This window comes from Streptomyces sp. NPDC030799 (genome assembly GCF_055572255.1).
The window spans coordinates 193,757-209,559 of sequence record NZ_JBVIDS010000014.1 but is presented as its reverse complement, the minus strand read 5'-3'; the positions used below and the strand labels follow the sequence as shown (position 1 = coordinate 209,559).

The following is a 15,803-nucleotide window of genomic DNA, read 5'->3' as shown; positions in this document are numbered from 1 at the left end:
GAGGTCGGGCGACCGGGGTGTCGGGGGACGATCCCGGCGGCGTACGCTAAGGGCGCCATGCCGTACGAACCGCCTACTCACACCGTCGAGCGCTCCCTGCGCGCCACGACCGGAGCGAAGGTCATTGCCGGTGTCGACGAGGTGGGACGCGGCGCCTGGGCCGGACCTGTCACCGTCTGCGCCGCGATCACCGGGCTCCGCCGGCCACCGGAGGGGCTGACCGACTCCAAGCTGCTGACGATCAAGCGACGCACGGAACTGGCCGGCATCCTGCAGGCGTGGGTGACTGCCTATGCGCTGGGGCATGCTTCCCCCGAGGAGATCGACGACCTGGGGATGACGGCCGCCCTGCGACTCGCCGCGGTCCGCGCCCTGGACGCCCTGCCGGTGTGTCCCGACGCCGTGATCCTCGACGGGAAGCACGACTACCTCGGCGCCCCCTGGAAGGTGCGCACGGTGATCAAGGGCGATCGCTCGTGTGTGGCCGTCGCCGCGGCGTCGGTGATAGCCAAGGTCCAGCGCGACAAAATGATGGCCGAACTGGGTATCGACCATGCAGACTTCGGTTTTGCGGACAACGCCGGGTATCCGTCGCCCGTGCACAAGGCCGCACTGCAGGAGTGGGGGCCCACCCCGCACCACCGCTTGTCGTGGGCGTATCTTGATGCGTTGCCCCAGTGGCGGCACCTCAAGAAGGTCCGCAGCTGGGCGGACGGAAGCGTTCCGGAAATCGAGGGTCAGCTCGGCTTCGATTTCTGACGGTTCTGCTCGCACTGATGTGCCACCCGGTCACCCGCACCGCACCAAAGTTTGATAAATATCAGCTCATGCCTCTCATTCCCGAGGAGCCTCAGATTCACGAGAGTGCCCAGGGTCCCCGCGCCACTCCGGCCAGCGGCCGTACCGCGCCGACCCCCCGCCCCGTACCCGGCCCCCGCCCCGCGGCTCCGTCCCGCCCCGGTCGCCCCGGCCCTCCGCGGCCGACGCCGCCGGTGCAGCGCACGCCGCGCGACGGGGCTCCGGCCAAGCCGGGCCCGTCGGGTCCGGCCGCTCCCGCCGCTACGCCGGCCACCCCGCAGATCCAGCTGATCCCGGCCTCGGCCGAGGGTGCGCTCGACGCCGCCGAGGAGGCGGTGGACCTGCTGCTGGACTCGGGTCGTGCCCCCGGTGACGTACTCGTGCTCACCACCGGGTCCCAGCACCCGTGGGCGGAGCACGAGTTGTCCTTCGGTGAAGCTTCCTACTGGGCGCAGCACGATGCCGGTGACGACGTCTTCTATGCGGACGCCGCCACCGCCTCCCGTGCCGCGTCCCGCCCCGTGGTCGTCGTGGCCGTCAACGGAGGCCCCGCCTCCGCTGCTGCCGCGGCCCTTCCGCTGGCCCACGCCCGGGCCGGCGCCCTGCTGATCGTCTGCGGCGACCCGCAGCAGATCAACTCGGTGCTGGGCGCCGGCGTCTGAGCCACGTCCCGCACCTCGGTGCACCCGGGGCGGCGAAGGAGCCGCTCCGGCGGCATCCGCACGGCGCTGCCATCGGTATGCCCGGACGGCCGTCGGCCGTTCCCCTCCCGGGGCGGCTTCCTGGTGAGGCACCGAAGCATCGGGTTGCGCAGCCGTGGCCGCCAGGCAGAGGGCCCGTCTCGGATCACGTTCCTGTGCCTGGCGGGACCGGCCCATGAGGGTCGCCCGCGCAGCCGCGCCGGGGGGATCCGGGAAGCGGATCTCGCAGGTCTCGTACGACCGCCGGGCGCGTCCAAGGTGTCGGCCGGGTCCCGGCAGGGGCCAGCGTCTCCCGGCGCGGCACGGCCCCCTCGTCGTACGGCGTCCCCGAAGCCCGCGCGGCGGGCGGTCGGCCGGCTGTCCGCGCGACCCGGCCCGGGACACGGAAGACGGTCCGGCGTAAGCCCTGACCCGCTGCCGCGTCCCTCAGCGAGCCGCCGCGCGCCGCAGGACGTCCGAGACCGGTCCGCCGGTACGCGGCGCGAGCGGCGGGGCCTCGGACAGGGCGAGGGGCTCCGGTGCGGACTCGGCGTTGGGACGGCGCCCGCTGCGCCCCTCGCCGAGCACGTGCCAGCCATCATGGGTCAGCGTGATGTACGCCCCGCACCGCAGCCCGTGCAGCGTGCAGGCGTCACGCAGGCCCCACATCCAGGCGCCGTCCTCCTCCGTCCAACGCGCGTCGCCCTCACGGCAGTAGACGAGTATCGCCGTGCGCACCGGGGTGCGGCGCCGCAGGTCGTGCGGAATGACCCGGCGCAGCTGTGCGAGCAGCGCGTTGCGGAACATCCAGCCGTCGGCCGGGGACGGACGACGCGTGAACGACGCGCTGGCGCACAGCCGTTCGTCCGGATCGAGCACTGCCACGATCGCCGTGGCGGGCCTCGGCCCATGGCGGGCATGCAGCCCGCTGACGACCTCACGGGGGTTGCGCAGCAGAGGGATTCCGGCGGCGGCCCATTCGGCCGGCTCAAGCAGGCGACTGGCGGAGGCGGCGGACGCGGACGTCGACAACGAGGCCGCCGAGGACGAGGCGAATCCGAAGGTCACGTTCCTCCCTTCGGCTACGCGCCCACACTGCGGGCGAGGTCGGATGACGGGGGACCGCGCACCGCAGCAGAGCCCAACCGGATCACGGACGAGCCGTGCGGGGAGCGGACCTCAATTCTTCCTGCCGAACTTGGATGCGGCAACGATCAATTGGGGTCACCGACTGTTATCCGACGGTGCGTGGCTTATATCCCTACCCAAAGGTTGGACCCATGACGCCTGAGGTGCGGGGGCGTGCCTGCAGAGCGGTCGGTGGACTGCTGGTGGGTCGGTCGTCGCGCTGGGTGAGTTCGCTGATTGTCAGTGGGATCGGGTTGCATGGAGACATGGACGATCTGAAGCTGCGCGCCGAAGCCGACGCCATTCTTGCCGAGCTGGTCGGTGATCCCGGGGGTTCGGCGCGGTTGCGGGAGGATCAGTGGCAGGCGGTGGCGGCCCTGGTCGAGGAGCGACGGCGTGCTCTGGTGGTGCAGCGCACCGGTTGGGGCAAATCGGCGGTGTACTTCGTGGCCACGGCGTTGCTGCGTCGCCGCGGGTCGGGTCCGACGGTGATCGTTTCTCCGTTGCTGGCGTTGATGCGCAACCAGGTCGAGGCGGCGGAGCGGGCCGGTATCCGGGCGCGGACGATCAACTCGGCCAACCCGGAGGAGTGGGAGACCATCCACGAGGAGATCTCGCACGGCGAGATCGATGTCTTGCTGGTGAGTCCGGAGCGCCTCAATTCGGTGGATTTCCGCGATCAGATGCTGCCCAAGCTGGCGGGCACGACCGGTCTGCTGGTGGTGGACGAGGCGCATTGCATCTCGGACTGGGGGCACGACTTCCGGCCCGACTACCGCAGGCTGCGGGCCATGCTCGCCGGCCTCCCGCCGGGTGTGCCGGTGCTGGCCACCACCGCCACCGCGAATGCGCGGGTCACCGCGGACGTGGCCGAGCAGCTGGGTACCGGTGCCGGTGAGGCGCTGGTGCTCCGGGGTTCGCTGGAGAGGGAAAGCCTGCGACTGGGAGTCGTCCGGCTGCCGGATGCCGCGCACCGGCTGGCCTGGCTGGCGGAGCATCTGGACGACCTGCCGGGCTCGGGGATCGTCTACGCCCTGACGGTGGCTGCGGCCGAGGAGGCCACCGCTTTCCTGCGGCAGCGAGGCTTCAATGTGGCCTCCTACACCGGCAAGACGGAGAACGCCGACCGGTTGCAGGCCGAGGCCGATTTGCTGGCGAATCGGGTGAAGGCGCTGGTGGCGACCTCGGCGCTGGGGATGGGCTTCGACAAGCCCGATCTGGGCTTCGTGGTGCACCTCGGTTCGCCGTCCTCGCCGATCGCCTACTACCAGCAGGTGGGGCGTGCGGGCCGCGGTGTCGAGCACGCCGATGTGCTGCTGTTGCCGGGCAAGGAGGACGAGGCGATCTGGCGCTACTTCGCCGATACCGCCTTTCCGCCCGAGGCGCAGGTCCGCCAGACCCTGTCGGCTCTGGCGGACGCGGGGCGGCCACTGTCCGTGCCGGCCCTGGAGGCGGCGGTCGATCTGCGGCGTACCCGGCTGGAGACCATGCTGAAGGTGCTTGACGTGGACGGCGCGGTCAAGCGGGTGAAGGGCGGCTGGATCTCCACCGGCGAGCCGTGGGTCTACGACGCCGAGCGGTACGCCTGGGTGGCCCGGCAGCGGTCGGCCGAGCAGCAGGCCATGCGCGATTACGTGACCACGGCCCAGTGCCGGATGGAGTTCCTGCGCCGGCAGCTCGATGACGAGGGCGCGGCCCCGTGCGGGCGGTGCGACAACTGCGCCGGCGCCTGGGTCGATGCCTCCGTGTCGGCCGAGGCGTTGACAGGGGCCGTGAAGGAGCTGGACCGGCCGGGGGTGGAGGTGGAGCCGCGCCGGATGTGGCCGACGGGGATGCCCGCGCTCGGCATCGACCTCAAGGGCCGTATCCCTGCCGGGGAGCAGTGCTCGACGGGGCGTGCCCTGGGGCGGCTGTCGGACATCGGCTGGGGCAACCGGCTGCGCCCGTTGCTGGCCGAGAACGCGCCCGACGCTCCGGTCCCCGATGATGTCCTGCGGGCCGCGGTGGCGGTCCTCGCCGACTGGGCGCGCTCCCCGGGCGGCTGGGCACCGAACGCCCCGGACGCCTCCCCCCGGCCGGTCGGAGTCGTCGCCGTACCGTCGCTGGCCCGTCCGCAGCTGGTGGGTTCCCTTGCCCAGGGGATTGCGACCGTCGGCCGCCTGCCGTTCCTGGGCACCCTGACGTACACGGGGGAGGGCGGCGCGCAGGCGGCACGGCGCAGCAACTCCGCCCAACGTCTCCGGGTGCTGTCCCGTGCCTTCACCGTCTCCGACGACCTGGCCGGCGCCTTGGTGCGCTCTCCCGGCCCGGTTCTCCTCGTGGACGACTACACCGACTCGGGCTGGACCCTTGCCGTCGCTGCCCGCCTGCTGCGACAGGCGGGCAGTGGACAGGTCCTTCCGTTGGTCCTTGCCGCAGCCGGCTGAGCTCGGATCTCCTCTCGAAGGCAGGGGCGACTGCGGGTGAGGGCCGGCCGGTCAGGACCGCAGGACGTCGAGCGGCAGGACCCGGTGGAAGACGACCATGGCCCGGCCGGGGCCGTTGTAGTCGTCGACGACCTCGGCGTCGAAGCCGAGACCGCGGTGGAAGGCGATCGAGCCGGTGTTCTCGATGGACGTGATCGCCTTCAGCTGCCGTGCCCCCTGACGCTCCGCGGCCTCGGCGAAAGCGGAGTACAGACGACTCCCGAGCCCGGTGCCCCGGGCGTCGTCCCGCGTGGCGATGAGATGCACGTATCCGGTGCCGTTCGGAGTGACGAACCCGAAGATGTATCCGTGGATCCCGTCCTCGGCCCGGGCGACCAGGCAGGTCGAACCGAACTCCTGCACCAGTGCCAGAAGGTGCAGAGACCGGAGATCGCGTTCGCCCCAGTAGCGAGGATGATCGGCCAGGACCTGATGGAAGTCAGCCGTCGTGGCCGCCACGATCTGTATGCCCATGATGACGATCATGGCAGGCGTCGAGCAGCTTGGGTCAAGCGGCGTAAATAATCGTCCCTTTGGGATTCACAAAGGATTCATATGAGGTGAAATTCGGCCCTCTATGGACGATTCGGAGGCGCGGCCGCCCCGTGGATCGATAGAAATTCCCCGTCACCCTCGCACGCCGCGACCTGCGAAGACGAAGGCTGCTCGGGCGTGGGTGCGACTCCCGAAGCGATGTCCGGAGGGCAATTCCTGCCATCAGCATATAAATGCCCTCTTGTGATGAATCTGCCGACGGGAAGACGATCGCTCCTCGTCCAACGCCCTACCTGCGAGGAGTTCTCATGAGCGAGCGGTTGAGCCTCGGCCCGGATGCCGCACGGCAACTCGCCAACACGACCAAGACGACACCGCAGATGCGCGGCATCACACCGCGCTATCTGCTGCGTGCGCTGCCCTGGGTGGACGTCGAGTCCGGCGTCTACCGGGTCAACCGGCGCCGTACGTACGTCCTGGGCGACGACCGCATCAGCACGACCGACGGCGACACGCCGCGCGTCATCGCGGGTGACCTCCGCGAAGTGCCGTACCTGCGCGAGGCGGACGACACGCTGCTGGAGGAACTGGCCGGCGCGTTCACGCAGGTGTCCTTCGAACCGGGCGAGGTGCTGGCCCAGGAGGGTGCCCCGGCCGACCGGTTGTGGGTGATCGTGCACGGGCGCGCGGAGAAGCGGGCGACCGGGCAGTACGGCGCGGACGCGCTCCTCGACGTCATCGGCGACGGCCAGTTCTTCGACCTCGCCCTGTGGACCCGCGCCGAAGCCATGCCGTACCGGGTACAGGCGCTGACCGCCGGCGTCGCCCTCTGTCTGCAGCGCTCGGAACTGGCCCGGCTCAGCGAGCGGGACGAGACCTTACGCGGTGCGGTGGACGCGTACGTCGCCGGCGCCGACGTCATGGCCGGTGCCGAGGTCCCCGTCGACCTCACCGCGGGACACGACGGCGAGCCGGACCTGCCGGGGACGTACGTCGACTACGAGGACACGCCCCGCGAGTACCACATGACGCTCGCGCAGACCGTGCTGCGTGTCCACACACGCGTCTCCGACCTCTACAACGGGCCGATCGACCAGACGCGGGCCCAGGCCAACCTCACCGTTCACGCCCTGCGCGAGCGGCAGGAAGCCTCGATGCTGTACCACCCGGAGTTCGGGCTCTTCAACAACGTCGCCCCTGGGCAGCGCGTACAGACGCGCACCGGCGCGCCGACCCCCGACGACCTGGACGAGCTTCTGACGCGGGTGTGGAAGCAGCCCGCGTACTTCCTCGCCCACCCGAAGGCGATCGCGGCGTTCGCTCGTGAATGTACGCGCCGGGGCGTGCCCCCGGTGATCGAGAACCGCTTCGGCAGCCCGCTGCTGACCTGGCGCGGAGTGCCGCTGTTGCCGTCGGACAAGGTGCGGTTCTCCGGGGGCGCCGGTGTGGGTACGACCGAGATCCTGCTGATGAGGCTGGGCGAGGCGGAGCAGGGTGTGGTGGGCCTGCGGCCGTCGAAGGTGGCGGACGAGGTCGAGCCGGGCCTGGCGATGAAGAACATGGGCGTGGACCAGAAGGGCATCACGTCGTACCTGATGACGGCGTACTTCAACGCGGCGGTGCTGGTGGAGGACGCGCTCGCGGTGCTCCAGAACGTCGAGGTGTCCAAGTACCATGACTACTCCTGACGTCACCGGATCCACCGGCCTGACCGGCCTGACAGCACCTGGCCCGACCGCTGTGACTGCCCCGGGCCCGACCGCTGCGACCGCCCCGGGCCTGACCGCTGCGACCGCCCCGGGCCTGACCGCTGCGACCGCCCCGGGCCTGACCGCTCCGGACCCGAACGGGGTTCCGGGGCTCACGGGTCAAGCCATGACTCCCCGGCCGTCCGGCGCCTCCCAGGGCTTCTCGCCCGAAGCGGCCCGCCGTGACGTGCCGATCCTGCACCGGACGGTCAACGGTCGCCCGCTGATCTGGCTGGACAACGGCGCCACCACGCAGAAGCCCCGTCAGGTGATCGAGACGCTGGCGGCGTTCTACGCTTCCGCCAACTCGAACATCCACCGGGGCGCGCACACCATGGCGCGCGAGGCCACGGAGATGTACGAGGCGGGCCGGGCCGCGGTCGCGCAGTTCCTGGGCGCGCCCGCCCCCGAGAGCATCGTCTTCACCCGGGGAACGACCGAGGCGATCAACCTGGTCGCACAGAGCTGGGGGCGCGCCGGCCTCGGCCCCGGGGACGACATCCTGGTGCCGGTGCTGGAGCACCACGCGAACATCGTGCCCTGGCAGTTGATCGCCAAGCAGACACGGGCGCGCGTCGTACCCGTGCCCCTGCGGCCGGACGGCAGCATCGACCAGGACGCGTACGCCGATCTGCTCTCCGTACGGACCAGGCTCGTGGTCATCAGCCACGCCTCGAACGTCCTCGGCACCGTGCCACCGGTGCGGGAGATGACGGCGCTGGCCCACCGCTACCAGGCGAAGGTGCTGGTCGACGGGGCACAGGCGGTGGCACACTTTCCCGTCGACGTGCAGGACCTGGACGCCGACTTCTACACCTTCTCCGGCCACAAGATCTACGGCCCCACGGGCATCGGCGCCCTGTACGCCAAGCCGGAGATACTCCAGACCATGGCGCCGTGGCAGTCGGGCGGCAACATGATCGAGTCGGTGAGTTTCGACCGTACGACGTACGCCCCGGTCCCTCACCGCTTCGAGGCCGGCACCGGCCACATCTCCGGCGTGGCCGGCCTGATGTCCGCCCTCAACTGGCTGACGGCCTTCGACCGCAAGGCGGTGGCGGACTACGAGACGCAGCTGATGGCCTATGCGCAGCAGGCCCTGGCCCAGGTCCCCGGTCTCGATCTGCTCGGCCCGGTGGCCGAACGGATCGGCGTACTGACCTTCACCCTGCCCGGTCACACTCCGACCGAGATCGCCGACTGGCTGGACGGCGAGGGCATCGCCGTCCGGGCCGGCCACCACTGCGCCCAGCCGGCCCTGGCCCACTACGGCCTCGATGCGGCGGCTCGTGCGTCGCTGGCGCTGTACAACACGAGGGAGGAGGTGGACCGGCTGGTGACGTCGCTGCTGGGGCTGCAGGCCGCCTGAGGCCGGACCCCCGGTGATCCCGGACAGGACTGACGGGCCTGCTCGTACGACCCCGGCCAAGGGCGTACGGGCAGGCCCGCAGTTTCCCGGGTATCCGGGGGGCGATGACGGGGATGATGGACCTCAGGCCCATCCGTGTGTCCTGAGGGGGGATTCATGCGCGAGCTGTATGCCTGCCAGTTGGTGCTGAACGGCGAGAAGGGATCCATTGCGAATACCCTGGAACGTGCCGGCATTCTTGTCCGGGAATGGATCGCGCGCCCAAGTGGGCTGTCGCCGGAGCAACTTCGGCAGCAGGAAGTGGAAACGCCCAGTGGTCACACAGTAAGGACGTCCCGCTTTCCGCTTGAGGAGGACGAGGATCCTGCGGGCCTGCGGTACGTCTGGGAGCGCCCAGGAGCCGACGACGCTTCCATACAGTTCACCCTCGACATTGCGCTTGCGACCCAGGAGGACGAGGTCTGTGCCACGGTGCGCATCGGGGTCCAGCAAGGTGGCCGGGACTTCCAGCTCAGCAGGCCCGTCTACCAGTTCAGCGCGCCGGCGATCGTCCGGACACTGCTGCGTGAATTCCAGGTCAGTGACGCGGGGCAGCGTGTGTCGCCTGAGTACCGGGTGATTCGCGCCGGTGACGTCTCCTCACTGGTTTCCTTTCTGACGAACCAGCAACGCGCCCTGCCCGTGGTCGCCGTGACCAATTACCCCACCACCGGGCGCCCACTCGTCGACCTGAAGGAACTCGCCAGGGAACTGGCCGGTCTCGCACATGTCGTCGTGATCTCGACTCACCTGGCGTCCCAGGCACTCACCGAACAGCTCGGACCGTCCCGCTCCGTGTGGCAGGGAGCCGTGCGTCTTTACTGGCCGCAGTTCAGCATCGAGGCCAATCCGTACGAGCACAAGCTGTGGACTCCCAGCCGGTTGCTGTCGGGCGGGGAGAGCCTGGTCGGCGAGCTCAGGCGCTGGCTCGGCTCGGTGGGTGCGGCGACCGTACCGGAGAATCCGGTCATCGAGTGGGTGCGGATCGCGCGGCGTAAAGCCATGACAGAAACTGGTGAACTGCCGGCGTGGGCGGAGCCGTACCTCAGAGGCATCGAGGCCGATCTGCTGCGGTACAAGACCGAGCGGGACGAGGCCCGAAGGGCCGAGGCCGAGGCCAAAGCCCGGCTGGAAGGCATGCGGGAGCAGTACGCGTTGGTTGCGCGGCACTCGAAATCTTCGTCCGCCGAGCCTGGTTCGCCCCCGGGGACAGAGGAGGATGATGTTTCGTCCCTGTCTGTCTATGCAGCGTATGAACGCGCGAAAGCAAAGATCGGTGACGATCTGGTTCTGCTTCCTCGCGCGGACAAGAGCGTCAGGGAGTTCGCGTCGTACAAGGACCCGGAAAAGCTCTACCGCGCGCTTCTGGACGTGGCCGAGGCAGGCCGCCGCTGGAGCACCAACACGCTCGGGAAGCCGTTCGGAGAATATTTCGGCGGACTCGGCTACGGCTACTCCGCGCTCAATCCGGCTGCGCACGCCCGAAAGACCCGGCGCCACTACGAGGTGAAGTACAAGGACGGGACAGTTCTTCTCGAGGCACATCTGAAGGTTGACGAAGCGACGAGTCGCGATCAGTGCCTGCGTATCTACTGGTACATCGACGAGGACGAACGTGTCCTTGTCGTAGGACACGTCGGGCGACACCTGCCTGACTGAGCCCGTTCGTCCCACGGGCTCTCTCCGCCCTGTGCCTCCGGGACAGGGCGGAGGCGCACAGCAGGTGTCCTGGCCCGCAGGCCTTACGGATCGTGTGTTCCATGCGTTCCATGCGTTCCATGCAACAGGACGGGACCGGCAAGCGGGCGGGCTACGGGCGCGGGGTGTGGACAACCGCGACGGCCTTGTCGTGTCCCTGGCCCCACTTATCCACAGGGGCAACCGGAACCTCGCAATCCGCGAGATCGTCGGCGCATGACGAATCACAGCGAATCCACCGGACCGTTCGAAAACAGCGACATCTCGGGACGGGAGCCGTTCACCGACCTGTCCGCGCATGACACCCAGGTCACGCTGCGCACCCCCGCCGAACTGGCCGACGCCCTGCCCTACCTCCTCGGCTACCGCCCGGAGGACAGCATGGTGCTGGTGGCCCTGCACGACCGCGAAGGCCAGGGCAGGTTCGGCGGCCGGGCCCGGCTCGGCATCCCCGCCAACGAGGAGGACTGGGAGGCGGCCGCACGCCAGCTGGCCCAGGGACTGGTGACCGGCAGCGAACGACGAGGCGCCCGGCCGGAGCAGATGGTGGCCTACGTCTGCCAGGAACCCGCCCCGGGCGAGTCCGGCCGCGACGTCAAACGCCGGCTGGAGCGGCTGGCCCACCTCCTGCGCACCCAGTGCGGGGACCTCCACGTGCCGGTCATCGAGGCACTGTGCATCTCCGACGGCCGTTTCTGGTCCTACTGCTGCCCGATCGAGGGCTGCTGCCCCGAGGACGGCTCGCCGATGGGTCTTCCCGGCACATCCGTGCTGGCCGCCGCGGCCACCTACGCCGGCGTGCAAGTGCGCGGCACCCTCCGGGAGTTGCGCGCCAGGCTGCAGCCCTGGGAGACGACCGCGGCCCTGGAGCAGGAGATCGCCCTCGACGCGGCCGGGATGAGCCTGGTGCCCCGCATTCTCGACGAGGGTTCCCGCGCCGAAGTGGCGGAGGAGACCCTGGGCCTCGCCGAGCAGCTCATCCGCCGTTTCGCCGCCGCCGCACCGGTGTCCGGCGCCCACCCGGCGGACCTGCGTGACGACGGCCTCCTGACACACGACGAGGCGGCGACGCTGATCCTCGGACTCCAGGACCGCACGACCCGCGACCGGGCGGCCGTTTGGATGGAGGACGACGAGGCGGCTCCCGCTCTGCGCCTCTGGCGCGCCCTGGCCCGCCGTTGCGTCGGCCCCTACGGCGAGCACGCCGCGGCCCCGCTGACCCTGGCCGGCTGGGTGGCCTGGTCCACGGGTGACGAGTTGGAGGCCCGCGAGGCGCTGGCCATGGCACTGGGCGCGGATCCCGACTATCTGTTCGCCCGGCTGCTTCACCAGGCCTGCAACGACGGCATCGACCCCGAATCCATCCGCCGCTGCCTGCGCGCGGGGCGTGCGCAGGCGGAGAGCGCCGCAGAGCCGTGTCCGGAGAGGAAAGCCGCTCGGGTCGCGCTCCCGGCAACCGAGGACGCGACCCCCGGCGCTAGCGCCGGTGCGGACGGCGAGGGCCCCGAGGAGATCCGCGGAACGGGCACACGCCGACGGCGCCGTGTGCGATCCGCCGACGGAAATGACGCCCTTCGCGCGGCCGGCTCCACGGGCGGCCGCCGGAGGCCGCCCGGCTCCCGCCCGCGCCCCTCGGCAGCGGCGTCCGCGCGCCCCGGCAGCCGGGGCCACAGCGGCACGCGCACGCGGGCGGCGGAGCCGGGCTCCACCACGACCGGCGCTGCACCGTCGGGAAGTGACCGCCACAAGTTCCAGGAGGAAGGGTGAGCGTCGTGCGGGGGCGCGCGGGCGGACCCCCGGTCCAGCAGGTCTGCGTGAGCAAGACACACAGCCCGTCACCGACATCCGCGGGATGCGGCGCACGCCCCGGGAGGTCCCCGCGGAACCGCTCGGGTGCGAGCCGGTGCGGCTGCCGTGACGCCGGCACGCTGGCGGTCCGCTGGGCCGGCCGGGCCCACCGGGCACGCTCGACCGCTCAGGCGGCATGCGACGGTCCGTCGCGCGTGTGTTGGCGGCAGCGGTTCACCACCGTCCTGAACGGCACCACCGCCCTCCCACGCCGCCGCAAAGCCGGCTTCCCCGAGACCGGCCGTGACCCGGACGACATTCCCCCCGTTCACCTGAGTGGCGGAACGCCTGGACGGGCCCTGCCGCCGTACGACCCTTGTTCTCCGGGGCGTCCCCCCGGTCGCCCAGCACGGCACAGGCGCACCGAGCGCAGAGGAAGCCATCCCATGCACCAGCAGCCGACTCCGCCCTCCATCGTCGACGAACGTCCGCCCTGGGACAGTCGCGACTGGTTCCCGGCGGACGGTGCCGCCACGGCGCGGCGCACGGTCGGTGCCCCGGCCTCAGCCCAGAGCCCCGGGCCGAAGGCCGCGACAGGTCACGCAAGGCCACCGGCCCCCGGCCGCGGCAGCCGGCCCACCGCAGCCCCGCCGGTGCGCACACCGAGGGGCAACCGAACCGCGCCCGAGCTGCCGCCGGCCCATGCCGCCTTGATCTGCGTCGCTCTGCCCGGCCTCGCCGTCTCGGGCGACGGGCAGCTGGCCGGCCAGGGGCTGGACGGGTTCTACCGAGGCGGCAGGCGTCTGCTCTCGCGGTGTCAGGTCCGCGTGGCCGGCCGCGAACCGCTGGCCGTGCAGGCCAGGATGACCGGTGCCGACAGTGCCCGATTCGTGGGAACACTACGCGCTTCCCCGTCTGCGGGTCCCGATCCGGATGTCGTGGTCGAGCGGACCCGACGTGCCGACGGAACCGAACGGATCACGCTGCGCAACGCCGCCGCACGACCGCTGAAGCTGCCCCTCGAGATCGCCCTCGGTACGGACCTCGCCGAGCTCGGCACCATCGCCTCCGGCAGGACAGGGCGCGAACTCCCGGCCACCGTCCACGACTCGGGCCTGCGCTGGGCCACCGCCGGTGCCGCCGCCTCCGTCACCGCCGACCCGCCGCCCTCCGACGCGCTCGCGTCAGCCGGGCTGCTGCGCTGGGAACTGGAAGTGCCGCCGGGCGGCACGGCAGCAGTGGAGCTCCGGGTACGGCTAGACGGTGCGGGTCCGCTGCGGACGGCGGGCCATGCCACGGCCCCATTCGCTCCCGCCGGGGCGACAGGCGACGATCACCGAGTGGCTCCGCTGCTGCGCACGGCGGTGGCCGACCTCCAGGGTCTGCTTCTGCGCGACCCCGCCCACCCCACCGACACGCACCTCGCGGCGGGGGCGCCCTGGCGCTGCGGGCTGGCCCCCGCCGAGGCCCTGGCGGCGGCCCGCATGGCGCTGCCGCTCGGCACCCGGCTCGCCGCCGGCACGCTGCGCACCCTGGCCCGCACCCAGCTCCCGGACCGGAGCCCACGGCCCGGCATGATCCCCGGACCACGACGCGACGCCGGCCCGCTTCTTCCGCCGGGATGCACGGGCACGGAGGCCACGCTGCTCTTCCCCGTCCTGCTCGCCGAGGCCCGCCGCTGGGGGCTGCCCGAGCAGGAGACGAGGGAGCTGCTGCCCGCGGCAGAACGCTGTCTCGCCTGGCTGCGGGCCACCGCCGGCGACGGCCCCTACCTTCACGACCCCCAGCCCGGCGGCCCGGCGCGCTGCGAGACGCAGGCACACGCGTATCGGGCGGCCCTGCTCGGCGCCGATCTTCTGGACGCGTACGGCCGGCCCGGCGCCGTCGAGTTGCGCCAGTGGGCCCGGGCCTTGCAGGCGGCCTTCCGAGCCGAATTCTGGGTCGCGGACCGCGGCGGCGGACGTCCGGCCGCAGCCCTGGCACCGGACGGCCGCCCCATGCCGCACCTCGGCTCCACCACCGTTCACCTCCTCGACACCGGCCTGCTCGGCTCCGGCCGACTCGCCCCGGGCCTGCTCGACCCCGTACAGACCGAACACCTCGCGCGGCTGCTCGGCACCCCCGCCCTGGACGCGGGCTGGGGGCTGCGCGGTCTCGGCGCCAAGGAGGCGGGACACAACCCGTTCGGCCACCGGACCGGAGCCGTCCGGGTGCACGACACCGCCCTCGCCATCGCCGGGCTGGCCGCCGCCGGCTACGAGAAGGAAGCGGGCGGCCTGCTGAGAGGACTGCTGGACGCGGGGGAACACTTCGGCCACCGGCTGCCGGAGATGTTCGCCGGTGAGCAGCGCACCACCGGGAGCGCGCCCCTTGCGCACCCCGCGGCCTGCCGGCCGGCGGCCACCGCGGCAGCGTCTGTGATCATGATGCTCACCTCGCTCGCGGGTATCCGCCCCGACACCCCCGCCCGCACGGTCACCCTGTGCCCGGTGCGGAGCGCGCCGCTCGGCGAACTCGTCCTGACCGGGCTGCGGGTCGCCGGTGCGCCGTTCGCCGTGCGGGTCGGCCGGCTGGGGCTCGCCATGGTCGAGGAGGCGGCGGACGGCCTGCAACTGGGAGTGTGACCTCGTACGACGCCGCCGGAACGAAGAACGGGTGCCGGCAGTGCGCCCCGTACCGGAACGAAGCGGAACCCGTCGATGCGCCCGGCGGAGGGAGTGTTTATCGTCAGGCAGACGACTATGATCGCCGCATGCCCTACGACCCGTCAGCCTTTCCGCCCTTCGCCGTCACCGTGGACCTGGTCGTGCTGACCGTGCGCCGCCATGCCCTGTGCGCGCTGGCGATCCGCAGGGGCGAGCCACCGTTCCAAGGGCGCTGGGCGCTGCCCGGCGGTTTCGTACGGGCCGACGAGGATCTCACCCAGGCGGCGGCGCGTGAGCTCGCCGAGGAGACCGGGCTGTCCGCACACGATCCGGAGGCTCCGGCCCAGGACAACGGGGCCCACCTCGAACAGCTCGCCACCTATGGCGACCCCAAGCGGGACCCGCGCATGCGTGTGGTGAGTGTCGCGCACCTCGCACTCGCGCCCGACCTGCCCGCCCCGCGGGCGGGCGGCGACGCCAGCAACGCGCGCTGGGCACCGGTCGAGGAACTGCTCCAGCAGGGCGGTTACGGCCGCGACGGCGAGCCCGTGGCGCCACTCGCCTTCGACCACGCCCAGATCCTCGCCGACGGGGTGGAACGGGCCCGGTCCAAGATCGAGTACTCGTCGCTGGCCACCGCGTTCTGCCCGAGCGAGTTCACCGTCGGCGAGCTGCGCAGAGTGTACGAGGCGGTGTGGGGGGTGGCGCTCGATCCGCGCAACTTCCATCGCAAGGTCACCGGAACCCCTGGCTTCCTCGTCCCCACCGGAGGAACGACCACGCGCCAGGGTGGCCGGCCGGCGCAGCTCTTCCGGGCCGGTGGCGCCACCCTGCTCAACCCGCCGATGCTGCGCCCCGAGGTCTGAGGCGTACAGGCCACCGGCCCGCCCGGACCGTCCGCGGGACGAGTGCACATGCCGAGCCGGGCTCCGTCGAACGGCGGACGCAAA

Annotated in this window: 11 protein-coding genes; 9 read left to right on the top strand and 2 right to left on the bottom strand. The window is 71.4% G+C overall.

Annotated elements, in window-relative coordinates:
• Positions 1-57: 57 nt before the first annotated feature.
• Both ACZ41I_RS31805 and ACZ41I_RS31800 read left to right on the top strand, forming a co-directional pair.
• Positions 58-759 carry a ribonuclease HII gene (locus ACZ41I_RS31805; protein WP_363217004.1) on the top strand — a complete coding sequence of 234 codons (702 nt, stop codon included), beginning with the start codon at positions 58-60 and terminating at the stop codon, positions 757-759.
• Positions 760-827: 68 nt separating this feature from the next.
• A complete protein-coding gene (locus tag ACZ41I_RS31800; RefSeq protein WP_363217003.1) occupies positions 828-1,460 on the top strand; it encodes a hypothetical protein in 633 nt (210 codons plus the stop codon).
• Positions 1,461-1,925: 465 nt separating this feature from the next.
• On the opposite strand, the gene ACZ41I_RS31795 is transcribed toward ACZ41I_RS31800, so the two are convergent.
• The gene (locus ACZ41I_RS31795; protein WP_363217001.1) at positions 1,926-2,546 is read right to left on the bottom strand and encodes a hypothetical protein; all 621 of its coding nucleotides are present in this window, start codon (positions 2,544-2,546) and stop codon (positions 1,926-1,928) included.
• Positions 2,547-2,872: 326 nt separating this feature from the next.
• On the opposite strand from ACZ41I_RS31795, the gene ACZ41I_RS31790 reads away from it, so the two are divergent.
• Entirely contained in the window at positions 2,873-5,032 is a 2,160-nt protein-coding gene (locus tag ACZ41I_RS31790; RefSeq protein ID WP_468515682.1) for a RecQ family ATP-dependent DNA helicase, read from the top strand.
• A gap of 51 nt (positions 5,033-5,083) precedes the next feature.
• Here the strand turns inward: ACZ41I_RS31790 and ACZ41I_RS31785 are convergent, their stop codons facing one another.
• Positions 5,084-5,557: a GNAT family N-acetyltransferase gene (locus ACZ41I_RS31785; RefSeq protein WP_363216999.1), complete on the bottom strand. Its 474-nt coding sequence runs from the start codon at positions 5,555-5,557 to the stop codon at positions 5,084-5,086.
• Between the two features lie 317 nt (positions 5,558-5,874).
• Between ACZ41I_RS31785 and ACZ41I_RS31780 the strand changes: the two genes are divergently transcribed.
• From ACZ41I_RS31780 to ACZ41I_RS31755, 6 genes are all read left to right on the top strand, one after another.
• Positions 5,875-7,254 (top strand): family 2B encapsulin nanocompartment shell protein, encoded by a 1,380-nt coding sequence (locus ACZ41I_RS31780; protein WP_468515681.1) that lies wholly within the window; start codon positions 5,875-5,877, stop codon positions 7,252-7,254.
• A 187-nt stretch (positions 7,255-7,441) separates the two neighbouring features.
• The gene (locus tag ACZ41I_RS31775) at positions 7,442-8,683 is read left to right on the top strand and encodes a SufS family cysteine desulfurase (RefSeq protein ID WP_468515680.1); all 1,242 of its coding nucleotides are present in this window, start codon (positions 7,442-7,444) and stop codon (positions 8,681-8,683) included.
• A 156-nt stretch (positions 8,684-8,839) separates the two neighbouring features.
• A complete protein-coding gene (locus ACZ41I_RS31770; RefSeq protein ID WP_468515679.1) occupies positions 8,840-10,381 on the top strand; it encodes a hypothetical protein in 1,542 nt (513 codons plus the stop codon).
• Positions 10,382-10,636: 255 nt separating this feature from the next.
• Positions 10,637-12,187 carry a DUF4192 domain-containing protein gene (locus tag ACZ41I_RS31765; RefSeq protein ID WP_468515678.1) on the top strand — a complete coding sequence of 517 codons (1,551 nt, stop codon included), beginning with the start codon at positions 10,637-10,639 and terminating at the stop codon, positions 12,185-12,187.
• 467 nt (positions 12,188-12,654) lie between these two features.
• Entirely contained in the window at positions 12,655-14,832 is a 2,178-nt protein-coding gene (locus ACZ41I_RS31760; RefSeq protein WP_468515677.1) for a glycogen debranching N-terminal domain-containing protein, read from the top strand.
• Between the two features lie 128 nt (positions 14,833-14,960).
• The gene (locus tag ACZ41I_RS31755) at positions 14,961-15,719 is read left to right on the top strand and encodes an NUDIX hydrolase (protein WP_363216993.1); all 759 of its coding nucleotides are present in this window, start codon (positions 14,961-14,963) and stop codon (positions 15,717-15,719) included.
• Positions 15,720-15,803 lie beyond the last annotated feature (84 nt).